Genomic DNA, 24,801 nt, shown 5'->3' with positions numbered 1-24,801 from the left:
ATCTAATTTTATTTTTTCATACTTTAGTACTTCTATTCAACACTAAATAACTAAACATATGTTTCAAAAAATTACTCTTTTAGCACTTGTATTAACATTTCTTTCCTGCCAGAAAAAAGAAACCGTTGAAAAAGACAAAATCAAAAAAGCAGACTGGTTAATCGGAAAATGGGAAAATACTTCACCAGATGGCGTTTTAACCGAAAACTGGGAAAAAGTAAACGACAGTACTTTTAGTGCTGCTTCTTATTTTATTAAAGAAGCAGACACTATACATTTTGAAAGCATTGTTTTAGCACAAAAAGGTGAAGCATTAACATATATTGCTACTGTAAAAGGTCAAAATGAAGGCAAACCTGTATCTTTTCCTTCAACATCAGAAACAGAAAATAAATTGGTTTTTGAAAACCTAAAACACGACTATCCTCAAAAAATTACTTATATAAAGGGTGCTAATAATACATTGACTGCTGAAATTTCTGGTAATTTGAATGGGAAGCAAACTACGGAGAAGTTTATTATGACTAAGAAGTAATCAAGGTTTTAGTGATGAATTTTAGAAAAAATTACGAAACTGAAGCATTAAAACTCTCTAAGGCGTGCGACATTGCAATTGAAGCTTTAAAAAAATTTCCTCCAGCCATTTGGGATAAAAAAACAGTGCTTCGTTTTCAAAATTGCTATATTGAATGGAAAGAAAATGCTCTTGACCCAAAACCGCAATATAAAAGTCTGGCTTCATTAAAGTATAGTATTGAAGGTGTACTCACAATATTCAATGAAGGCTCTGGAGATTTTGTAGAATATTTCTGGAAGGAAATAAAAAATCAAAATCTTGATTATAGCCGTAAAGATAAACTAAGTAAAATTTTAAAACGAGGTACAATTAAAAGCATTATCGAATTTGATTATATAACTGATGTAATTGTTTCTGCTGAACAAGAAAACAGGATTACAAATCAAGAGTTTAAATTGCTAAGCGAAATGTTGGGTGTTTTCGAAAATAAAAAAAGAAAATGATTCGTTCTTCCGAAGCTTTATCTGAAACGATACAATTGTCAACGGATTAAAATCCGTTTCTACGATATTATTGATATTTCTACGGAATTCTTATACTAAGTGACTCTGATTATAAATAAAGATTGGAAATCAAGAAAGAAATCCAGCGTGCTTAGAGCTAACCTTTGCGAACTTTGCGGTTAAAAAACTCAGAACCTTAGACCTCCTTTACAAAAATCTACTCATTCTCCCCTATCTTATTCACCATAAAAATCATCAGAATTCCCAAAAGCGCCATAATCAAAAACGCCCATTTCATACTTAAATATTCGGATATAAATCCCACCATTGGTGGAACCAGCAAAAATCCGAGGTAACCAATTGTAGATATAGAAGTTATCGCTGAACCGCTATTCAATTTTGATGATCTTCCGGCAATACTAAAGACTAACGGCACTACACACGAAACCCCGGCCCCGATTAAAACATAACCGAAAATAGTCGGATAAGCATATGGCAGGACAAAACAAATTCCAAAACCTACAGTAATTAATATTCCGCTGTAAAGCAGAATCTTTTTGGTTCCGAATTTCGTTACACCATAATCTCCAAATATTCGACCTAAAGTTACGGCTGTTGCAAAAAATACAAATGCAGCACTGGTTAATTTAGGAGAAGCCTTTAATATATTTTCAAAATAAATTCCGCTCCAGTCGTACATGGTATTTTCACAGGCCATGGAAACGAAACAAATCACTGCAAATTTTACCAGGTTTTTTTCCGGCATGGCAAAGAATTTCTTTTTAACCGGAACAGGCTCATTATGTATACTCAATGGATAAAAACAAGCCGTAAGAGCCAGCATAAAAACACTCACTCCCAATAAATGATGAGATGGCGCAATGTGCTGTGTCACCATTATATATCCTAAACCTGCTCCGGAGAAAACAGCGATACTCCAAACCGCATGAAAACGGGTTATAATTGATTTTGGATATAATTTCTGGACCTCAAGCGATTGGGCATTAATCGATAAATTGAAAATATTCCGGGAGGCGCCAAAAATTAAGAGTACCAAAACAAGCTGCCACACAAAAGCAACTAAACCAGGTAAAGACAATACAATATTAAACATAATCGCCCCTAAAAGCATGATATAACGGCTGCTATGTTTGTTCAATAACTTTCCCGTAAAAGGCATTGTCAGCATTAAACCGATTGGGAATGCAAATAAAACAGCTCCAAACTGAGCTTCTGACAAATGCAACTGAGCCTGAATATGCGGAATTCGGGATACCCATGAAGAATATCCAAATCCCGAAACGAAAAAAAATACTGTATTGGCTACTCTAAATCCTTTGGGAGTGTTCTGTATTTTTTTTAGAAAGGGAATAATCATGGAGTTCTTGTCAATTTAATGTTGTGCAAAATTAAGGATTTTAAAACCAACTTCCGTTTTTAAACTTTTCTAAAATTCCCCAAAACAGCAAAACAATGAAATGCATAATATTTTATACTAAAAAATATACATCCTTTATTTTTTCTTCCTTTTTTGCAAAGACTTACAAATTATATATAATCAATCTAAATAATATTTGTTAAAGAAAGATTAATTTTTACATTTGCACTGTTTTTATTAATTCTAAATAAAAATAATTCCTTAACCAAATTTAAACATAATGAAGTATCCAAAACTGAAAACGCTGCGTTTTCTATTTTCAATGACCATGCTATTTTCTGTTCTTATCCTGTTTTCACAACAAAACAACGGGAAAATTAAAGGCACAATTATAACCTCTGACGGAGATGCAGCTGCAGGCGTAAATGTCATTCTTAAAAACTCCAAATATGGAACAATCTCCAATGAAGATGGTGTTTTTGAATTCAACAGAGTAAAAGCAAATACTTATACTTTACAGGTTTCTTTGACCGGTTACGAAACTTTAGAACAGGAAGTAAATGTTTCTGAAAATGAAACAACATCACTGAACCTGCAACTAAAAGTTTCGAATAAGGAACTGCAGGAAGTTGTGATAAGTGGCAAAAAGAGCATATTATCTAAAAAGACAGATTATGTAGCAAGAATGCCAATATCTAATCTTGAAAACCCACAGGTTTATAGTGTAATTCATAAAGAGATTTTACAAGAGCAGATTATTATTGACATCAACAATGCGGTACGAAATTCTCCGGGAGTTATACCAGCCAGTTATCCTTCAGGCGGATTTGGAGTTAGTTTCCGAGGATTCACCACAGGTATTAATGCTCGTAATGGTATGGAAACAGTAACAGGCCGCTCATCTGTTGATCTTTCAAACGTAGAAAGAATTGAGATTATGAAAGGTCCATCCGGAACTTTGTTTGGTTCTTCAATTTCTTCTTTTGGAGGAGTAGTGAATCTGGTTACTAAAAAACCTTTTGAAACTACAGCAAGCGAAATATCCTACACAGCAGGAAGTTTTGGTTTAAATCGTCTTACTGCAGATGTGAACACTCCTTTAAACAAAGACAAAACAGCATTATTCAGGATTAACATAGCCGTAAATAGAGAAAAAAGTTTTTTAGACTATGGATTCAACAACACTCTTGCTATTTCTCCAAGTTTTATCTATAAAGCAAATGATAAACTCCACTTTACAATAGATGCAGAATTATTTAATGTAAATAACACCAGACGTACCTATAATGGCACGTATGCGGCAGGAATAACAAGTATAGAACAAGTAAAATTAGACTATAAAAAAACGTTATTCCACGATGATTTAGATGCCAAAACTTCAGCAACAAAAGTTTTCGCACAGGCAGAATATGAAATCGCAGAGAACTGGAAATCTACTACTCTTTTTTCTTACGTTGATGAAAATGTAGAACGCAGTTATCAGACCAATATCGCTTGGAATTCACCAACCGAAGCTGTGACAAGAGTATCCCTTTATGGCCCAATATACAACAACTATATAAACATTCAGGAAAACATCAATGGCCAGTTTGCAACAGGTATTATAAAACACAAATTTTTAGCTGGTGCAAATTATCGATTATTCAAAAGCAACTTCACATATGGTACCACACCGTTTTTTGCTCCAATTGATGTAACAACAAATTTCACTCCTATTAGAAAAAAAGCCGTTGATGCTGTTGTTCCTCAAATAATATGGCCAGTTGCTGATCAGGAAACTTTTAGTGTTTATGCTTCTGATGTAATCAACTTTACTGACAGACTATCTGCTATGTTAAGCTTACGTTTAGACAACTTTGAACGTGCAAAAATTGGTACTACAGAAGGATTTCACCAAACAGCATTAGCCCCTAAATTAGGATTGGTGTATGAATTAGTTAAAGATCAGGTTTCAATATTTGGAAATTACATGAACGGATTCCAAAATAACCAACCAGTACAACAACCCAATAATGGAGGATTATTAGTCTTAGATCCTACTTACGCTGTACAATACGAAGGAGGTATAAAAGCAGAAGCCTTTAACAATAAATTGAGCGCATCTCTTAGCTATTACGATATTACAATTGACAATGTGACACGAACAGATGCAGATGGAAATTATGTTCAGGATGGAGTTCAGGTAAGCAAAGGATTGGATTTTGAATTGATCGCATACCCAATCCCGGGTTTAAATATTGTTTCCGGATATGCTTATAATGACAATAGAATAGTTAAAACGAGTGAAAATAGTAAAGCAATTGAAGGGAATAAAGCCGCTTCCTCTCCTGAAAACGTCGTAAATTTTTGGACTTCTTATACATTCCAAAATAAACTCAAAGGATTGGGTGTCGGTTTTGGGGCTAATTATGTAGATGACAATTATATTACAACTGATAATATTGTTTATATTCCGTCTTATACGGTTTACAATGCTACTTTATTTTATGACCAACCAACCTGGAGAGTTGGCGTTAAATTAAATAACCTTACCAACAAAAAATATTGGGATACCTATGCAAACTCTCAATCGCCAACAAACTTGCTGGTTAGTGTAACTTTCAAATTTTAAATTAATTACAACAAAAACACTTCTCCTAAATATAAGGAGAAGTGTTTTTATAATAGTAAAGTTTCATTTAAGCTGTTATAGAATTAATGAATATGACTTTTAAACAAATTATACTAAAAATACATTTATGGTTAGGCATGAGTTCTGGCATCATAGTCGTTATACTCGGAATTACAGGCTGTTTGTACTCTTTTGAAGAAGAATTACGTCCTGTAGTTCATGAATATTATTATGTAGATCAGGTAAAAGACAAAAAACTGCCTGTCAGTCAATTAATCCAAATTGCAAAAGAGGCTAATAAAGATAAGCCTCAACAAATACTTTCGGGATTTGAAACCTATAATGATGAACAGCGTACTGCATCCGTATCATTTTTTGAAGAACTCGATAAAGATGCAATTTGGTATTGGAATAATTATCAGGCTACCGAAGTATATTTAGATCCCTATACCGGAAGTGTCAAAAAACTGGAAGAATCTAATTTTGAATTCTTTGTTTTCGTACGAAGACTTCACCAGACACTTTGTCTAAGAAGTGACATTGGAGATCCAATTGTGGGTACGGCTACCATTATATTTATTATTTCCCTAATTACTGGTTTGATTCTTTGGTGGCCAAAAAATAAAAGCGCAGCTAAACAACGCTACTGGTTTCGATGGAAAGATACGACCAAATGGAAACGTAAAAATTATGATTTGCATAATATATTAGGTTTTTACACTATGCTTTTTGGATTAATCATTGCGCTTACCGGATTAATCTGGGCATTTGATTGCTACGATAAAGGAATACAATGGGCTCTTAACGGCGGAAAAACGATTGAAAGAGAAGTCGTTGAGTCTGATACAACTCATTATACTCTTGTAAAACCTGTCGATAAAGTATATAATACAATTAAGCAACTGCATCCAAAGGCAAAACGTTATTATATCTCTGTTCCCAAAGCCAACGATTCTTTGGCTGCCCTTTTTACATTCGCCGGATACGAAAGTAGTTTTGATAATGTAACCATTCAGTTTGATCAGCATACGGCCAAAACTCTTCAAACTATAACTTATAATGATAAGAGTACCGGACAAAAATTCAGAGGCATGAATTATGGCATTCATGTAGGAAGCATTCTCGGATTTCCAGGTAAAGTATTTGCTTTTTTAATTAGCCTGGTTTGTGCCAGTCTACCTATAACCGGATTCTACATCTGGTGGGGACGAAATAATAAGAAAAAGAAAACACCTGCTTAATTAAATATTTAGAGCAGAATAAAATTTTATACTGAATTATTAACCAATTAAAATAATATGAAAAATTCTAATAAACGAATTCTATGTTTTTTAGTCACAATTTATTCATTCTTACTTTTTTCTTTTAGTGCTGTTGCCCAGCAAAATCATGGAAAAATAAAGGGAACTGTTACAACATCTGACGGAGATGCTGCAGCAGGTGTAAATATTATTCTTAAAAATTCCAAATACGGCACTATTACCAATGAAGATGGTGTGTTTGAATTTAACAGGATCAAGCCAAATACTTATACGTTACAAGTTTCATTGACAGGTTATGAAACTTTAGAACAGGAAGTAAGTGTTTCTGAAAACGAAACAACATCATTAAATCTTCAATTAAAAGTTTCTAATAAAGAATTGAAAGAGGTTGTAATCAATAATGGGAAGGCAAATAAATTTGCAGATCGGGAAACCACTTATGTATCGCGACTGCCTTTAAAAAATTTAGAAAACTCACAAGTTTACAACACGGTTAGTAAAGATTTGATAAAAGAACAGTTAGTCACAGATATGTCACAAGCCCATAGAAATATACCTGGAGCTATACCCGGAGCAGCCGGAGGTGGCAGCGTAGGTATTGTATCCAGAGGATTTACCAGTTATCAATCACTTAGAAACGGTATGAATTCAGCTGCAATTGGACCAGAAGATCCTATTAATATTGAACGTATTGAAGCTATAAAAGGACCTGTTGGTACTTTGTTTAGCAATATTTCTACCAGTTTAGGAGGGGTTCTTAACTATGTTACAAAAAAGCCATACGAAACTATTGGAGGTGAAATATCTTATACAACGGGAACTTATCAACTAAACCGCCTGACAGCAGATGTAAATGCGCCTCTCGATAAAGAAAAAACACTATTGTTTAGGGCAACGGCTTCTTATCAAACAAGAAATGGTTATGCAAATGGTGATGGTGCACTTTGGGCAAACAGCTATTCTTTTTCTCCAAAATTGACTTTCAAAGTTAGCCCGGATCTTACTTTAAATATTGATGCCGAAATTGTAAGTCAAAAATACAACGCAACTTATGTTTATAACATTGGTGCCGGAGTTACCGCAAAAAGCTTAAAAGATTTGCTTCCTTACGACAAAAGTTTAAGCAGCAACGGACTTGCCAATCGTAATTTTATGAATAATGTAAATGCTACAGCAGATTATAAAATCTCGGATGAATGGACTTCACAAACCAGTTATATGTTTTCTGAAGGACATTATCCAAAACAATATCTGTATTCTGTTGCTACTTTTACAAGCAACACTAGTGTTAACAGACAGGTTGCATTATGGATACCGGACAATAAATTTGGTCAAATGCAACTGCAACAAAACTTTGTTGGCGATTTTAAAATAGGTAACCTTAGAAATCGCATTATAGCAGGTATTGATTGGTCTCAATATTACTATGGATTGAATCGCCCTACAGTATTATCAGACGGATATAAAGATACCGTAGATTTAACCAAACCTATTCCTGAAATTAGTCAGGCCAAGATAGAGGCTGCAAATTCATTATTAACATATAATTATAGAAGTTCTAAATTAGATCAATATAGTGCTTATGTTTCAGACGTACTAAACATTACAAATAACTTGAATGTAATGGCAAGTCTGAGAATTACACGAGCAATAAATAGTGGTGTCTATTCACAAAATACAGGTTTGACAACCGGTAATTACAACCAAACCCAATTCTCACCAAAATTAGGTATCGTTTATGAAGTATTGAAAGACAAAATATCACTTTTTACAAATTACAATAATGGCTTTATAAATGTTGCTCCTGCTCCTACCGGACCAAGTGGAAATATAACTGTACTAAAACCACAACAGGCTAATCAATTAGAAGGAGGTTTAAAATTAAATTTATTTAACGGAAAATTGAGTAGTACATTAAGCTACTATGATATTCAGGTAACAAATGCTACCTATGCTGATCCTGCAAACGCCGCCTATACAATACAAAATGGAACACAACGCAGTAAAGGATTTGAAGCAGACATAATTGCCAATCCTATCGCCGGACTAAACATTGTTGCCGGTTATGGGTTTAACGAAAACATATACACTAAAAATTCAACAGCTCTTCAGGGTAAATTTTCAACATTTGCACCTAAAAATATTGCCAACCTTTGGATTAGCTACAAAATAATGAATGGCAAATTAAGTGGCCTGGGCCTTGGTGCAGGAGGAAATTACGTAAGTGACTCCTGGTACAACACAACCAATACTTTTATATTCAACGGTTATACAGTAGCAAACGCATCTATATTTTACAGTGCTCAAAAATATATTCTAAACCTTAAGCTCAATAATATTACCAATGAGCAATACTATATTGTAGGAACAGGTACACCACAAATGTTGAAAAATATTACAGTAGGTTTTACATACAAATTCTAAACATTCTTTTTAACTCATTTATTTAACAAAATACCTCTTCTTAAGAGGTATTTTTTGTTAATTAAACATATTTTCATAAAATCATCTACACAGTGACGATAATTACATTTTGCTATCAATAAATTTTTAGATTTGCAAAAATTCAAATACCACCCAATACAAATGAATTATCTTAACCTAAGACCACAGCATTTTATTTTTATAATTTGCTTATTTCTAATTTTAACCACCACAAATACACTGGCTCAAACCAATGGTAAACTAAAAGGATCCATAACTACATCAGATGGTGAACCTGCAGCCGGTGTAAACGTCATTCTCAAAAACACTAAATATAATACAGTCACTAATCAAGATGGAAATTTTGAACTAAACCGCCTAAAAAGCAACGACTACGTTTTACAAATATCTCTAACCGGTTACGAAGCCCTTGAACAAGAGGTAAAAGTAAATGGCAATGAAACAACAAAACTTAACCTGCAATTAAAAGTTTCCAACAAGCAATTACAGGAAGTAACCATATACAATAACAACAGAGCAAAACTTTTCCCGAAACAAAGTAATTATGTTTCTAAAATGCCTCTGAAAAACATCGAAAATCCACAAGTTTATAATGTAGTTACAGCTGATTTACTAAAAGAACAAGCTATAACTAATTTTGATGATGCTATAAAAAATATTCCCGGAATTCAAAAATTATGGGAGTCTACAGGTCGTAGTGGCGGCGGAAGCTCCTTTTATGCAATACGCGGTTTTCAAACCCAGGCCAATATCGTAAATGGACTTCCCGGATTAACAAACGGGAGTTTAGATCCTTCTAACATTGAACGAATAGAAGTTATAAAAGGGCCATCAGGAACTTTATTCGGGAGCAGTTTGATTAGTTACGGAGGACTTATCAATACAGTGACTAAAAAACCTTATTCAGGTTTTGGTGCAGAAGTTTCTTATCTTACCGGAAGTTTTGGTCTTAACAGAGTTACTGCTGATGTAAATACCAATGTAGATGAATCTGATAATGTAGCTATAAGAGTCAATGCAGCCTATCAGACAGAAAACAGTTTTCAGGATGCCGGTTTCCGTACATCTTATTTTTTAGCCCCTGTACTGTCCTATAAGGTCAGCGAAAAATTATCTTTCCTGATCAATACCGAATTTATGCAGGAAGAAAGAGCAGTACCTCCAATGTTATTTTTAGGCAGAAGCTCCCCTTTGCAATTTGCCAATTTAGAAGAATTAAACTACAATACTAAACTCTCTTTTTATGGTAATGATTTATCTATAAAAAACCCTAAGTTTAATTTGCAGGCTCAAATGAATTATAAAATTTCTGATCAGTGGACTTCTCAAACAGCCTTATCAAGAAGTTCTGCAAAATCAGACGGATACTATTCGTACATGCCTGATAATGAAAATGGATTAGGTGAATTTGCCGTAAATATTACCAAAGAGCAATCACAAACAGTAACCACAGATATTCAACAAAACTTTATTGGTGATTTTAAAATAGGCAACATCCGTAACCGAATTGTTGCCGGACTTGACTATTTTGCACAGGAAGTAACATATGGCGGTTCAGGTTATGCCTGGCTTTATAATACTACTCCCCAGGGAGATGTAAATTATCTCAATCCTTATACCGGAACTGTGGACCCGCCAACTTACCCAACCCGCAGTTCTGTAGATGCGGTGCTGGCAAAATCGGGATCCATAATCTACAATAACAAGGAGGCAACATACAGTGTATATGCATCTGATGTTGTAAATATTCTTCCAGGTTTAATGGCGATGGCGAGTTTACGAGTTGATTATTTTGATACAGAAGGAGATACAAAAACGGATAGTGATAATTATAACCAAACTTCTTTATCTCCTAAATTCGGTTTGGTCTATCAACCTGTCATAGACAAGCTTGCTCTATTTGCCAATTATATGAATGGCTTTAAAAACATTTCTCCCAAAAAAACATATAACACCAACGGAGATGTAACTGGAACTGCAACCTTTAAACCGGAACACGCCAATCAGCTTGAATTTGGTGTTAAGGCGAATCTTCTTGACGAGAAATTAAATGCAACTGTAAGCTATTATAATATAGAAGTCGATAATTTGGTTACAACCGACCCAAATATTCCTTTAAACAGTAGACAGGAAGGTACTGCACGAAGCAAAGGTTTTGAGTTTGATCTTAATGCTTCTCCTGTAAAAGGCTTAAACATTATTGCGGGATACAGCTATAACGACAGTAAAATAACAAAAGGCGGTCTGAATAATGTCTGGCTGGAAGAAGGAAAAAGACCAATGTGGTCAGGACCGGAAAGTTTAGTTAACTTTTGGGCAAACTATAAATTTACTGATGGAGCCCTGAAAGATTTTGGTTTAGGTTTTGGCGGAAATTATGCCAGCGAAAATGCTGTCGTAAACAGTGATAAACTTGGCAAATTTGTACTACCCTTCTACACCGTTATTAATGGATCTGTTTTTTACGGTACAAACAAATTCAGAGTAGCACTAAACATTAATAATATTACCAACAAGGAATATTTTAATGGCGGATGGGGAACTGTAAATCCTCAGAAACCACGAAATGTTGTAGCCAGTTTTAGCTATAAATTTTAAGAGAATATAAAGGGAACTGATTTAAATTGGTTCCCTTTAATTTTTAAGTTTACTTGGTAGAAATGAACTTAGGCCGCATATCGATAAAAATTACAGAACCTCAGGATATAATATATTAAACGGACATTCTTTTGGAGGATTAACTGCAACCAATATTTTACTACATCACACAAAATTGCTCAACTCTTATGTTATTATTGACCCGAGTCTTTGGTGGGATAATGAAATTATGATCAAAAAAGCAGATTCTGTTTTCAACAAAAAAGATGTTGAAAACAGAAATATTTATGTTGCAATAGCAAATAAAATTAGTATCCCGCAAGATACTACAACGGATATGGCCAGAGGAATCAGGAGATTTGAAAAACTATTAAAAGAAAAAAAAACTAAAAACCTGCGATGGGCATTTAAATTTTATGATAATGAAGATCATGGAACGATTCCTATTCCGGCAGAATATGATGGCTTACGATTCATTTTTAAAGAACATTTGGTTCAGGTAAAGCAGGCTATACAAAATCCCGATCTTGTTAAAGAACAGTATCAAAAACTTTCAAAAGATACTGGTTTTAGCTTTCTTCCAACAGAAAGTTATCTGGACTGGATGGGGAATTATTGTTTACAAAACGACAAAACTGAACAGGCCATTTCGTTTTTTACATTAGCGAACAAATTTTATCCCCAGAGTAAAAATATATATTCCTCTTTAGAAAGCATACATAAAATCCGGTAATAAAGTATTGGCTGACCAAATGCAAAAAAAGTTAACCGAATTAAAATAGTTAATTGTTTTTAATTATTCTAAATAAGGCTTAAGTTTGTAGAAATATAAATTCTACAACATAAAACAAATTGTACTATGAAATCAAATTCACTAAAAAAATTAGCTTTCTTATTGCTAATGCTGGTAACGACACCTTCACTATTTGCCCACGCCTTATGGATCGAAACAAAAGCTACTGGGACAAAAGGTAAGGCTCAGGAAATATCTGTTTACTTTGGGGAATTCTCAGACAATGATATTACAAAATCAGAGAAATGGTTTTCAGACTTAAAAGACTTTACTCTTGTATTAGTTTCTCCGTCAAAAAAAGAAACGAAGTTAACGACCAAAGCATTAGAAAATAAATATCAGGCATTTTTTACACCTGATGAGGATGGTGTTTATACAATTGTAATGCACCATAAAGTAAAAGATGTTTACGGGACAATGGTTTTAGATTATAACTCAAGTGCTACAGTTACCGTTGGAGCTGCTACTAAAGGAAACGAATCAACTGCAAATTCAAATGTAATCAGTCTTTTTTCTAAAGATGTAACGACCGCAAAACAAAAAAATAAAGTAAATGTAATTGCTTCTTACGACGGCAAAATTGCAAAAGAGCAAAAAATGAAAGTTATTGCACCAAACGGATGGGAGAAAGAATTATGGAGCAATGAAAATGGTGAAATTTCTTTTACACCCATCTGGCCAGGCAATTATATGGTTGAGTTTGCCTATACTGAAAAGGCTTCAGGTGAACATAATGGAAAAAAATATGATGAAATCTGGAAAATGGCAACTTATCTGATTGCTGTAAAATAATTCATATCCATTTTTTGAATTTGACTAAACCTTGCTAAATAAGCAAGGTTTTTTTTAGGCGCTATTTATAACTGATTTAAATAAAGAAAACAAAATCTTAATTAAATCTTAAGACAATTTTAATAAAGTTTTAAGCAAGATTATGCATCTAAATATTTTGTTAAAAGATGGTTGTGTATTTATATTTGCACAAAAAATTATCTTTATTAAATCTAAATAAATAGCATGAAGAATACATTACTACTTGCCTTATCTCTTATAAGTTTTGCAACTTATAGTCAAAGTCAAAATCGCTCAGAGTCTGATGATGATACAACTTCTGCAATTAATGATACTGTAAAAAACAAAAAGGGAGAAATTCTGAATGAAGTAATTGTTACCAAAGCTAAAGAGCCAAAACCTGTCACAGCTGTTCGTTCTGGATTGAAACCAATGGATAATCCTCAAACGGTACAAGTTATTGGTTCAGAAGTTATCGAACAACAACAGGCTATAAGATTAAGTGAAGTTCTTAAGAATGCAAATGGCGTTTATGTAAGCTCAGCCCGTGGGGGTGCTCAGGAATCTTTCTACTCCAGAGGATATGATATGTCTGCCAATAATATGTTTAAAAATGGTTTTCGTTATAATGCAGGTTCTATTCCTGATGTTTCTGGCTTAGACAAGGTAGAGTTTCTAAAAGGAGGTTCAGCTTTATTATTTGGTAATGTTGCCCCTGGCGGAATTTTAAACCTTGTAACCAAAACACCATCGTTTACAAGAGGCGGTGAAATTTCAATGCAAATGGGAAGTTATGCCTACTACAAACCATCTATTGATTTTTACGGACCTCTTAGCAAGTCAATCGCTTTTAGAATTAATAGTTCTTATGAAAATTCAGAAAGCTTCAGGGATGTAGTAAAAAATGAACGCTTGTATGTTAATCCGTCTTTGCTTTTTTTCATTAATCCAAAAACACAGATTACAGTACAGGGAGATTACCTGACTGCAGACTGGACTCCGGATTTTGGAACCGGGATTATTGGAAAAACTATTTTAGATATTCCTCGTAATACTTATTTTGGTGCGCTTTGGTCAACCGGAAATACTAAATCTGCCAGTGCATCTGTATTATTGAATCATGACTTTAACAAAAACTGGAAATTAAATTTCAATGGGTCTTTTCAAAATTATGACAGAACCCAAAAATCAACAGCACAAATGTCTGACTTAGATAATATCAAAACATATCCTGTTGCAGGTTATTGGAATAGAGCACTAACTCAGGCTAAAAACTTAGAACAAATTGTTGGAGATCAATTAAGCTTACAAGGAAATTTCACAACCGGATCTGTAAAGCATCAAATCTTTACTGGTGCTGATTGGGAAAACTCTTTTACTACTGCTTATACTTTTGTATTCTCTCCAGCAAATTATGACACTATTTATCTTTTTGATTTTGATCCTTCAACACAAAAAAAAGATATTCCTAATGCAAGAAATACTCAAATCACAAAAACAGATGCCAATCGTTTTGGAGCCTACTTTCAGGATTTAATATCAATAACAGAAAAAATTAAAATTCTTGCAGGTATTCGCTGGTCTTGGCAGGAATCTGAAGTTACTACATACAAAGAAACAGCTACTGGGGCCGGAAATCCACAAGATGCTATACCAACTGTTGCTGCAAAACGTTTAGACAATGCCTTTTCTCCTAAAGCAGGATTGGTATTTCAACCAACAAAGGATATGTCATTATTTGCCAGCTATTCTAATTCATTTACTCCCAATACAGGAAACACATTCAATAACCAACCACTTGACCCTTCCATTATTGATCAATATGAAGCGGGTATTAAAAAAGAGTTTTTTGAAGGACTTTTAAGTACAAACGTAACTGTATACCAAATTACAAATGACAATTTAGTTCAAACTGCGGCATTTATGCAAGATGGTGTTACTCCAAATTCCGATACTAATATTAAAGTTATGAGTGGAGAAACAAAAAGTAAAGGTGTTGAAGTAGATATTACTGCCAGACCATTAGACGGTCTAAGTGTGATCGCAGGATACAGCTATAATGATATGCGTTACACAAAAACATCAGGAAAAAATGGAAGTTTCATTGAAGGGGACAGAGTAGCAAGAACACCGCAAAATACGGCTAATTTAAGCTTCTTCTATACTTTGCCGTCGGGAATCTTAAAAGGTGTTTCTGTTGGAGCAATAGGAAATTATATTGGAAAAAGAATTGGCGGATGGAACAACCAATACAATACTGATCTTACAAAATATCCTGATGGAATCTGGTATAGAGAAATTCCATTAGAAGGTTATACAACAATTGACGTATCAGCAGGATATAACTGGAAAAAAATCTCAGTTTTATGTAAAGTATCAAACATTACAAATGAGCTGAACTATACCGTACACGAAAACTACAGTGTAAACCCAATTGCTCCTCGTCAGGTAATGGTTAGTCTGAAATACAAATTATAACCTAGATCTGGATTCTACTTTACTAAAAACTTTTTCTGTCACTTTCATTTTTGAAAAGCAGGAAAAGTTTTTTCTTTTAAAATAAAAAGTATTTTTGCATCATAAAATTTATTATAAAACCTTATAAAATACATAATATGCCTAGTCCTGTTTCAGAATGCCTTTATTGCCAAAACAACGATACCTTACATCAATTAATGATAAAAGTTGCAGATTTAAAAGTATCCCAGCTTTTTCTGTTTAAAGAACAATCCTACACAGGCCGCTTAAATGTAGTTTATAAAGATCATGCCGTTGAATTTTATGAATTAAGTGATGAACAGCGCAATTTATTCATGGAAGATGTTGCAACAGTTGCAAAAGCTATTGCGAAAGTATTCAACCCGGACAAAATTAATTACGGAGCATTCAGTGATACTTTATCTCACTTACATGTGCACATTGTTCCAAAATACAAAGATGGTTACGGATTTGGAAGCGTTTTTGAAATGAACCCTCAAAAAACATATTTATCTGATGCTGAATATGATGTTGTTATAAAGAAAATTAAATCGAACTTATAGTATTTTTCATTAGAAAAAATCAATTTAAAATATTAAAATGGGAATTATTTAGAAACTAAATAACTCCCATTTTTTGCATTAAAAAAGTAGCACTTTTATTTTTGCAGATTCCATTACGGAGTTTATAATCAAAGTGCAAATCATTGTTTTTAATTTCAACTTCAAAACATTGGTTGGTTAAAATTTCAGGATATTCGTTAGTAGTCAGGCAAACTTCAATATCATGTGTTGCGATAGCACCAATTGCATTTTTAGCAATTACCTTTTTGACTACTTCAATTGTTCCGTTTCGTTTGTCATCAGAGTTGGTTCCTCTTAAAATTTCATCCAGTAAAACGAAAGCTGGTTTTTCTTCCAGTGCATCCATAATTTGTTTTAAACGTTTGATTTCAGCAAAAAAGTAGGATTCGCTATCCGCTAAAGAATCAGACAATCGCATTGAAACTAAAACCGGAAGTGGATGTATCTTAGCTTCTGAAGCACAAACAACTGAACCTATACCACCTAAAACCATATTAACACCCAAACTTCTTAAAAAAGTGCTTTTTCCTGACATATTTGAGCCTGTCAAAATCATAAAGGATTCCGGATAAAAATGAGTATCATTCCCTACCCTGCTCACCGGATTTAATAATGGATGACTCAGATTTTTAAATCCAATTTCATATTCTGTATTGATTTCGGGAAAAACAAAATCAGGGTTATTGTATGCCAGATTTGCCAGACTGCTTAAAGCTTCAAATTCACCAATCACATCAATCCATTGTTTAAGTTCATCTCTATAATCTTCTTTCCATTTTAAAAGCGCTTTTAAAACGTGCAGATTAAACAAAAAGGTTCCGTTGAAGAGAATAGCTGTTACTAAATTGCTAATGGTATCCATTCGTGAAAACAACTCAGACAACTGTTTTAAATGCGAACTTGCTGATGCGTTTTTAAAAATCAGTTTTTGCTTTAATTGAATTAATTTTTTAGATTCAAACTTTTCAAGTTCAATCTTCTCAACTAACAGACTGTATTGTTTGATGATTTTATCAATATTATCAGCTTTAGCAATTTCAGACTGAATTCGCTTTATTGCCCTGCCTAAAACAATCAGATTTCCAATAAAAATATAAGTCATATATGATAACAAAATTGTTTTTGAAGTAACAAAATAAGCCGCCAGAACTCCAAAAAACAAAATTGGAAAAGCAAATGAAAGTATATTTAAAACTTTAGGTAATTTATCATTTTTAACTGAATTCCAATTAATTAATGATTCGTAATAATCTTTACTGTCATGACTGACAACTGCCAGCGCATTAAACTCCTGACGCCAGTTTATTTTTGATATAAGCTCGCTAATCGCTTCCTGATTTTCAAGAATTCCTTCATTAGAATTTAGTTTCAATAATTGATTCGCCAGTGTCTTTTTACCAATAAAAGTTGCTGTCCTGTTTAAATTCTGAAACAAAGAATGCTCACCGAAAATATCTAAATCGTACGCATAAGGATGATGAAAATCGTTAAACTCTATACCATTTTCAAAAGGAAGTGCTTCTCTTTTCAGAAAAGAAATTTCGTTTTTATTTATTTTTAAAAGCGCAATTAAAAGCTGTTTTTGAAAAGATAATTTCCAATGCATACGCATTAAAAAAACAAAACCAATAAAAGACACAAATGCACCAGCTAAGTATGAAATTTCATTGGTTTTGATATAATAAAATATCATAAACAAACAAATAAAGACACTTAAGAGCCTTAAAAGACTGATACTATTGAATTTTTTATTGGTTTTACGTAATAATTCACTGTAGTGCGAAACCCTGTCTTGATAATAATCCATCTTTTTAATTTAATGAATCACAAATATAGTTTTTACCATTACAAAACAGGCTTTAATTATTTCAGAAATTAGTTGTCATGCATCACTAAAACCGGAATAGAAACTTCCTTTGTTATCTTTTTACTAAAACTGGAATTAAAGAGACTTTCAAAAAAAGATCTTTTGTGTTTAATTGTAGTCAGAACATCAATGTCTTTATAAAGTATAAAATCAAGTATCGTTTCTTTTACATCATCGCTTGGCAGGACTAAAAATTCTACATTTTCATCAGCAAATTCTACCTCCCATTCTCTAACGGTTTCAGGAGCTACATCAGAATCAGAAGTTTTAACATATAAGCTTCTAACTTTAGCATCCATTTTCTTAGCTATTTTCAATACTTTCTTTAATTCTTTTTTATCCTTTTCGCGATAACGGGTAGTAAATCCAATAACCTTTATCTTTTTGAATTTAGCATCTATTGGTACACATAAAACCGGAACATCAACTCCTGAAATTACCGAACTGGTATTAGAACCTGTAAAAAAAGTTGTCCAGTCAGAAATTCCGTTTGTCCCCATAATAACAAAATCTGCTTTATCTTCTTCTACAGCATTTTTTAAATTATAAAGCAGATCTCCATCCATCAAACGATGCTTAACAACAATTTCTTCTAAGTTTCTTTCAATTGCAATAGTTTTTAGTTTAGGAATTTCATCCTTAAACATCTCAAAATTAGCTAATTCTATCGAACTGTAAATCGCTGCATAATTTTCCGGAAAGAATTGGCTGTCATATACAGGAATTTCAAAAGTATGCAGCAAAATAAGTTCTGCATTGACAACTTTAGCAAACTCTAAAGCATGAACAAAAGCATTTGTAGCTGCTTCAGAAAAATCGGTTGGGAATAATATCTTTTTCATTTTTAAATCTGATTAATTAGTTTATACTAATTTAACCATTCTAAAAACAAATCAAACTGATAATTATCAGTTATTTAACAGTTAAAATTTTCTTATAAAATCTATAAATGAATATGTTTCTTTCGCAAGTTTTTTTGTTCTTTAAAATTGCTGTATGAGTTTTGTATCTATTTTATAACAGTAAAAAAAAAATCCATTTTTTTTCTTAGAGCGCAATCTGCTTCAGTTTGCTGTTGACAATCTGAATATACCCTTCCTTATATTCATCACTTAAAAAACTCCGATAAATCCAGTCTGGTATTTTTTCAGACTGTTTAGAAAAATCTTTATAAATGTTATCCCGAACTATCTCTGCAATGCCTAAACCAGAAGCAAATTGATCAAAATCAGTTCGTTTTATTTTGTTTTTACGACCACTCAGGGTTAAAGCTAACTCTTCGTGATCCTGAGGATAAATTAGGCTGACATTTAAAAGATCATATGCTTGTGAAAATAAAATACCTTTATCTGTATGAATCAGCGAGAAATTTTTCAGATGCATATCATTATTTCCTGTCAAAAAACTAAATAATACTAATCTAAAATATTTAATAACATCCAATCCTGAATTGGTAGTGTACTGCTTTATTATTTTTCCAACACGTTCATAGGAACTTTTATATTTTTGTTCTGTCAAAAGTTCCGACAACTGACATAAGTCTTCAATGTGAATTTTCTTGTCTTTTTTTCGATCAAAACGCTTTGTTATGTAGGCTAATTCTCCAGTAGATGTTCGTATTAGCGTATGCTCAGCTGTTTCTATTTTAAACAGCCTGGCCAAATGCATTGTTAGGTCTTCTACTTCAGGCATAAAACGAAAATCAGCAGATTGTGGTTTCAGAATGTAATCACCCCATAGACCAACCAAAGTCAGTCTTTTATTTCCTTTTTCTCCGTTTAAGCTAAGGGATATTTTTGGTTGTACACCTGTCAAAGCTAATCGTTCATTTACTGTGATTTGAGCTAATTTATTTAATTTTTGCTTGTCTAATTCCAAAATAGGGACTTGTGTTGTACCAAAGAATTTCTTTGAACATGCAGCATGATATTCACCCGTTTCAACGGGCCGATAACAAAACAAACAATTAGTCATAATTTTCCGCCTCCATCGGATGTACAGAAACAGCACCTATCGTATCCCTGCATAAATTGATTAACAATTCAAAACGATCACGAGGATTAAGTTTCCAATGTTTTTCTCCAATTTCTAATAACCATCCTTCGGGTATTAAACCATCAAAAAATGGAAAAAGTACCTTACTGTGGTAGGTATTTTCAGAAATTGGCAAAGTTAAACTAACAGGTTTTGGATTAGACTTTTCAAGGTATTTTGTGTCGTAGCTATAAGAGTACCCATCATCACCTTCAACCAAATATCCGGCTAATTGATCTTGAAAATATATTTTTGCCTGCCTTGCCATTAATCTCGTATTTTATCGATTACACCAACTTCTTTACCAAACAATGCTAATACATCATTGACTTTATCTAAACGAAGCGTCTTCTTACCCTGCTCCAAATCACGAACAAAACGCAAACCAACACCGGCATTTAAAGCTAAGTCCTCTTGTGTTAATTTTAACTCTTTGCGCTTTTGCTTTACAAATAATCGTAACGAATCCATATCTATACCTTTTGAGGTATAAATATATAAAAAAAAGAAAAACAATACCATTTCGGGTATAAAATATATTTTAAATCAAAAAACATACCCGATTGGGTATACGGTTAAAATGACATAATAGTGAAGTTAAAAAAGATAATTTACTTCCCGATACAAAAATTAGCAAAGATATTACCCAGTAATTCGTCATTTGAAACCTGGCCGGTAATAAGACCAAATTGATATAAGGCTTCACGTATATCAAGCGCAATTAAATCACTTGACAGATTGGTTTCAAGACCAAATTTTACTTTTTGTATCTCATCCAAAGCTTTAAGTAGTGAATCATAATGTCTTGTATTAGTAACTATAGTGTCATTATTTCTCAGAGCTCCGGTATTTACAAACGAAAGGAGTTGATTTTTTAATTCTTCAACACCAATCTTTTGTTTTGCAGAAATGTATATAGTTGTTGGTTGTTGATTATTGGTTGTTAGTTTTGCATCAATACGATCAATAACTTCTTTAGAAAGCAAGTCTTTTTTGTTGATGATAACCAAAATAGGCTTTTGCGGATATTGATTTTGTGTTTTGTTGATTTCTACAAGTAAATTATCTAGTTTTCCATCAACTGACAACAGGCAGCCATCAACCAGGTACAAAACAACTTGTGCCTGTTCAATTTTCTCGAATGTTTTTTTAATTCCGATACTCTCTACGACATCTTTTGTTTCCCTAATTCCTGCTGTATCAATAAATCTAAAACCAATCCCTCCAATGACAAGTTCATCTTCAATAGTATCACGGGTAGTTCCTGCAATATCAGAAACAATTGCACGTTCCTCATTTAATAAGGCATTCAATAAAGTAGATTTTCCAACGTTAGGCTCTCCTACAATAGCAACCGGGATTCCATTTTTTATAACATTTCCAACTGCAAAAGAATCGATTAAGCGTTTCAGAACAAATTCAATTCGGTTTAATAATTCATAGAATTGTGTTCTGTCTGCAAATTCAACGTCTTCTTCTGCAAAATCCAGTTCTAATTCAATTAAGGAGGCAAAATTTAAAAGTTCTTCTCTTAATTTCGCAATTTCATTACTAAATCCGCCACGCATTTGCTGCATCGCAATTTGATGGGACGCTTCATTATCTGATGAAATTAAATCAGCAACAGCTTCTGCCTGCGATAAATCCAGTTTTCCATTTAAGAAAGCTCTCAAAGTAAACTCTCCCGCATCAGCCATTCGACAGCCTTTTCGCAACAATAACTGAATAATTTGCTGCTGAATATAAGCTGAACCGTGGCAGGAGATTTCGATAGTATTTTCGCCAGTATATGAATTAGGCTCTTTAAATACTGAAACTAATACTTCATCAAGAGTTTTAGCATCATCAACAATATGACCTAAATGCAAAGTATGTGTTTTTTGTCTGGTTAAATCCTTGTTTTTTATGGATTTAAAAACTGAGTTTCCGATAGCAATAGCATCTGAACCTGAAATTCGAATTATGGCAATAGCTCCTGCTCCGGACGGTGTAGCCAAAGCAACTATAGAATCTTGATTTATCATAAGACAAAGGTATAAAAAAGGTACAAATTTAGCACAGAATGGTTATCCGGAAAAAATTAGTGTTTTTAAACTCAAAAGCCAAAACATTAATTCTTATGGTAATAAAAAAGGAGCCGTCTAAAATTGGGCTCCTTTTAATTATTTTATAATTCTTGAAATCAATCAAATTAAATCAAATCGATCCAGATTCATTACTTTATTCCAGACAGCAACGAAATCATTTATAAATTTTTCATTAGCATCACTACTTGCATAAACTTCTGCAATAGCCCTTAATTCTGAATTGGATCCGAATAGAAGATCGGCACGGGTTCCAATCCATTTTGGCTGACCGGTATTGCGGTCGTTTCCTGCATAAAGCTCTTTGTCCTCTGATAAAGCCTGCCATTGTGTATTCATGTCTAATAAATTTATAAAGAAATCATTAGTAAGCTGACCAGGACTATTTGTAAAAACACCATTTTTACTTCCGTCTGTATTAATATCAAGCACACGTAATCCTCCCAAAAGTACAGTCAGTTCAGGTGCCGTAAGTGTCAATAAATTTGCTTTATCGATAAGAAGTTCCTCTGTAGAAACTGTTGATCTTGTTTTTCTGTAATTACGGAATCCATCTGCTTTAGGCTCCAGATATTGAAAAGACTCCACATCTGTCTGCTCTGCAGAGGCATCCGCACGTCCTGCATAGAAGGATAAAGTAACTGAGTAACCTGCTTCTTTAATTGCTTTTTCAACCCCTGCATTTCCTGCCAAAACGATTAAATCTGCTAAAGAAACTTTTTTTGCACTACCCTGTTTTGCATTAAATTCGGTTTGAATATTTTCAAGTTTATCTAAAACCTGTTTAAGCTGTACCGGATTATTTACCTGCCAGTCTTTTTGCGGAGCTAATCGTATCCGTGCGCCGTTCGCCCCTCCACGTTTATCTGATCCTCTAAAGGTAGATGCAGATGCCCAGGCTGTGGCAACTAATTGAGATGTATTTAATCCTGCATTAAGTATTTTTTCTTTTAACTCAATAATATCATTTTCATCAATTATAGGGTGATTTACCTCCGGAATAGGATCCTGCCATAATAATTCTTCCTGAGGAACATCAGAGCCAAGATAACGCGAACGCGGCCCCATGTCTCTATGCGTAAGTTTAAACCACGCACGCGCAAAAGCATCTGCAAAATCATCAGGATTTTCGAGAAATCGGCGTGATATTTTTTCATATGCGGGATCTAATCGTAATGATAAGTCAGTAGTAAGCATTGTTGGTAAATGCTTTTTAGTACTATCAAAAGCGTCCGGAATAATAGGCTCTGCATTTTTAGCTACCCATTGGTGTGCACCCGCAGGGCTTTTAGAAAGTTCCCATTCAAAACCAAATAAGTTTTCGAAAAAATTATTACTCCATTGTGTTGGCGTTTTTGTCCAGGTAACCTCCAGCCCACTTGTAATGGTGTCAGGACCTTTTCCTGAACCAAAACTATTTTGCCAGCCAAAGCCCTGTAGTTCTATACCAGATGCTTCAGGCTCTTTGTCAACATGATCTGATGAAGCTGCTCCGTGTGTTTTTCCAAAAGTATGTCCTCCGGCAATTAGCGCTACTGTTTCTTCATCATCCATAGCCATACGACCGAAAGTATCGCGTATATCTTTCGCTGCCAGAATAGGATCAGGATTACCATCCGGTCCTTCAGGATTTACATATATAAGTCCCATTTGTACTGCTGCAAGAGGTTTTTCAAGATTTCTGGAGTGGACCTGACCATCTGCATCATCATCCGAAGACACTACGCCATGATCTTTTGGCACTCCTTCTGATCCGTCATTATAACGTTCGTCTCCACCCAGCCAGGTTGTTTCAGAACCCCAATAAACTGATTCGTCCGGTTCCCAAACATCTGCACGCCCTCCCGCAAAACCAAATGTTTTAAAACCCATAGATTCCAAAGCAACATTCCCAGTTAATATCATCAAATCAGCCCAGGAGATTTTTTGACCGTATTTTTGTTTGATTGGCCATAAAAGTCTTCTCGCTTTATCAAGGCTAACGTTATCCGGCCAGCTGTTTAAAGGAGCAAAACGCTGTTGTCCTGCACCTGCGCCACCACGTCCGTCATGTACACGATAAGTTCCTGCACTATGCCACGCCATTCGAATAAACAAACCTCCATAATGACCAAAGTCTGCAGGCCACCAATCTTGTGAGTCAGTCATCAGATCATGTAAATCTTTTTTTACTGCTTCCAGATCAAGACTTTTAAAAGCTTCCGCATAATTAAAATTATTTCCCAGTGGATCTGATAAAGGAGAATTCTGTCGCAGGATATTTACTTTTAACTGATTTGGCCACCAGTCGCGATTTTTTGTCCCTGAAGCTGCTGCCTTGTCCATACTGCCATTATGAAAAGGGCATTTACTAATGTCATTTGATTGATTTTCCATGTTTTATTTTTTTGATTTTATTATTTAACCGAATTACTAAATTACAAAGTCAATAGATAAACTTTATATACGATCCTATATTATATCAATCTACTTTCATAGATAAAATCTATATTGAGAGATTTATATTTAAAAATGTTTTAGGAATTATTCTTGAATTTAACATTTGATACAACATCTTAAAGATACAAAAAAACACATTTCTTACACAATTGATTTTAAACAGGTTAAAACTAGTAGTTCTCAATTATAAAAAATATTACCTTTAAGTAGTAATAATCAATTCATTAATTAGTCACTTTTTTTATAAAATAAAATAACCAAATGACATCAACATAAAATAATGATAATTTGGATTTGGACATTATTGTAAATCGACTTCACAGGACTCCATTCTTATTACCGCAACACATTTCTTTAATGAAAATTTTATAATAAACCGATGGTATTTTATAAACTATTTTGTGATGAAATAGTTT

General features: G+C 33.6%; 17 protein-coding genes and 1 pseudogene. 10 read left to right on the top strand and 8 right to left on the bottom strand.

All coding sequences use genetic code 11. The annotated features are described in order from the left end of the window. Positions 1-58 precede the first annotated feature (58 nt). Both DMB68_RS05030 and DMB68_RS05025 read left to right on the top strand, forming a co-directional pair. Positions 59-535, top strand: coding sequence for a DUF6265 family protein (locus tag DMB68_RS05030; RefSeq protein ID WP_110345544.1), 477 nt, complete (start codon positions 59-61; stop codon positions 533-535). A gap of 14 nt (positions 536-549) precedes the next feature. After that, entirely contained in the window at positions 550-1,020 is a 471-nt protein-coding gene (locus DMB68_RS05025; protein WP_110345543.1) for a hypothetical protein, read from the top strand. Positions 1,021-1,237: 217 nt separating this feature from the next. Here DMB68_RS05025 and DMB68_RS05020 read toward each other — a convergent pair whose 3' ends face one another. Further along, complete coding sequence (locus DMB68_RS05020; RefSeq protein WP_110345542.1) at positions 1,238-2,398, bottom strand: MFS transporter; 1,161 nt, start codon at positions 2,396-2,398, stop codon at positions 1,238-1,240. Between the two features lie 280 nt (positions 2,399-2,678). Here DMB68_RS05020 and DMB68_RS05015 point away from each other — a divergent pair, with 280 nt between their 5' ends. The 8 genes and pseudogenes from DMB68_RS05015 (at position 2,679) to DMB68_RS04980 (ending at position 15,940) form a co-directional block, all read left to right on the top strand. Then, positions 2,679-5,009: a TonB-dependent receptor gene (locus DMB68_RS05015; RefSeq protein WP_110345541.1), complete on the top strand. Its 2,331-nt coding sequence runs from the start codon at positions 2,679-2,681 to the stop codon at positions 5,007-5,009. A gap of 92 nt (positions 5,010-5,101) precedes the next feature. Continuing rightward, entirely contained in the window at positions 5,102-6,250 is a 1,149-nt protein-coding gene (locus DMB68_RS05010) for a PepSY-associated TM helix domain-containing protein (RefSeq protein WP_165830096.1), read from the top strand. A gap of 57 nt (positions 6,251-6,307) precedes the next feature. Next, positions 6,308-8,695: a TonB-dependent receptor gene (locus tag DMB68_RS05005; protein WP_110345539.1), complete on the top strand. Its 2,388-nt coding sequence runs from the start codon at positions 6,308-6,310 to the stop codon at positions 8,693-8,695. A 162-nt stretch (positions 8,696-8,857) separates the two neighbouring features. Then, entirely contained in the window at positions 8,858-11,314 is a 2,457-nt protein-coding gene (locus tag DMB68_RS05000; protein ID WP_110345538.1) for a TonB-dependent receptor, read from the top strand. 70 nt (positions 11,315-11,384) lie between these two features. After that, positions 11,385-12,047: pseudogene (locus DMB68_RS04995) on the top strand (alpha/beta hydrolase); the annotation flags it as partial. A 126-nt stretch (positions 12,048-12,173) separates the two neighbouring features. After that, on the top strand, positions 12,174-12,899 hold the full coding sequence (locus tag DMB68_RS04990; RefSeq protein WP_110345536.1) for a DUF4198 domain-containing protein: 726 nt from the start codon (positions 12,174-12,176) through the stop codon (positions 12,897-12,899). Positions 12,900-13,124: 225 nt separating this feature from the next. Beyond that, positions 13,125-15,377 carry a TonB-dependent siderophore receptor gene (locus DMB68_RS04985; RefSeq protein ID WP_110345535.1) on the top strand — a complete coding sequence of 751 codons (2,253 nt, stop codon included), beginning with the start codon at positions 13,125-13,127 and terminating at the stop codon, positions 15,375-15,377. 137 nt (positions 15,378-15,514) lie between these two features. Beyond that, complete coding sequence (locus DMB68_RS04980) at positions 15,515-15,940, top strand: HIT family protein (RefSeq protein WP_110345534.1); 426 nt, start codon at positions 15,515-15,517, stop codon at positions 15,938-15,940. A gap of 55 nt (positions 15,941-15,995) precedes the next feature. Here the strand turns inward: DMB68_RS04980 and DMB68_RS04975 are convergent, their stop codons facing one another. The 7 genes from DMB68_RS04975 to katG all read right to left on the bottom strand — a co-directional run bounded on the left by DMB68_RS04975 (position 15,996) and on the right by katG (position 24,322). Next, positions 15,996-17,768, bottom strand: coding sequence for a MutS-related protein (locus DMB68_RS04975; protein WP_110345533.1), 1,773 nt, complete (start codon positions 17,766-17,768; stop codon positions 15,996-15,998). 68 nt (positions 17,769-17,836) lie between these two features. Beyond that, entirely contained in the window at positions 17,837-18,670 is an 834-nt protein-coding gene (locus DMB68_RS04970) for a universal stress protein (protein ID WP_110345532.1), read from the bottom strand. Positions 18,671-18,875: 205 nt separating this feature from the next. Next, positions 18,876-19,802 carry a HipA domain-containing protein gene (locus DMB68_RS04965; RefSeq protein ID WP_110345531.1) on the bottom strand — a complete coding sequence of 309 codons (927 nt, stop codon included), beginning with the start codon at positions 19,800-19,802 and terminating at the stop codon, positions 18,876-18,878. Further along, on the bottom strand, positions 19,795-20,130 hold the full coding sequence (locus tag DMB68_RS04960) for a HipA N-terminal domain-containing protein (protein WP_110345530.1): 336 nt from the start codon (positions 20,128-20,130) through the stop codon (positions 19,795-19,797). Before DMB68_RS04960 ends, DMB68_RS04965 begins: the two co-directional genes overlap by 8 nt. Beyond that, on the bottom strand, positions 20,130-20,333 hold the full coding sequence (locus DMB68_RS04955; RefSeq protein ID WP_110346354.1) for a type II toxin-antitoxin system Y4mF family antitoxin: 204 nt from the start codon (positions 20,331-20,333) through the stop codon (positions 20,130-20,132). The genes DMB68_RS04960 and DMB68_RS04955 overlap by 1 nt, the downstream gene beginning before the upstream one ends. 140 nt (positions 20,334-20,473) lie before the next feature. After that, positions 20,474-21,886: a tRNA uridine-5-carboxymethylaminomethyl(34) synthesis GTPase MnmE gene (gene mnmE / locus DMB68_RS04950; RefSeq protein ID WP_110345529.1), complete on the bottom strand. Its 1,413-nt coding sequence runs from the start codon at positions 21,884-21,886 to the stop codon at positions 20,474-20,476. Positions 21,887-22,048: 162 nt separating this feature from the next. Next, positions 22,049-24,322 carry a catalase/peroxidase HPI gene (gene katG, locus DMB68_RS04945; RefSeq protein WP_110345528.1) on the bottom strand — a complete coding sequence of 758 codons (2,274 nt, stop codon included), beginning with the start codon at positions 24,320-24,322 and terminating at the stop codon, positions 22,049-22,051. Between the last annotated feature and the right edge of the window lie 479 nt (positions 24,323-24,801).

It is taken from the genome of Flavobacterium hydrophilum (genome assembly GCF_003202405.1).
Lineage (GTDB): Bacteria > Bacteroidota > Bacteroidia > Flavobacteriales > Flavobacteriaceae > Flavobacterium > Flavobacterium hydrophilum.
The sequence above is the reverse complement of the archived record's forward strand: the minus strand, read 5'-3'. Positions and strand labels throughout refer to the sequence as shown.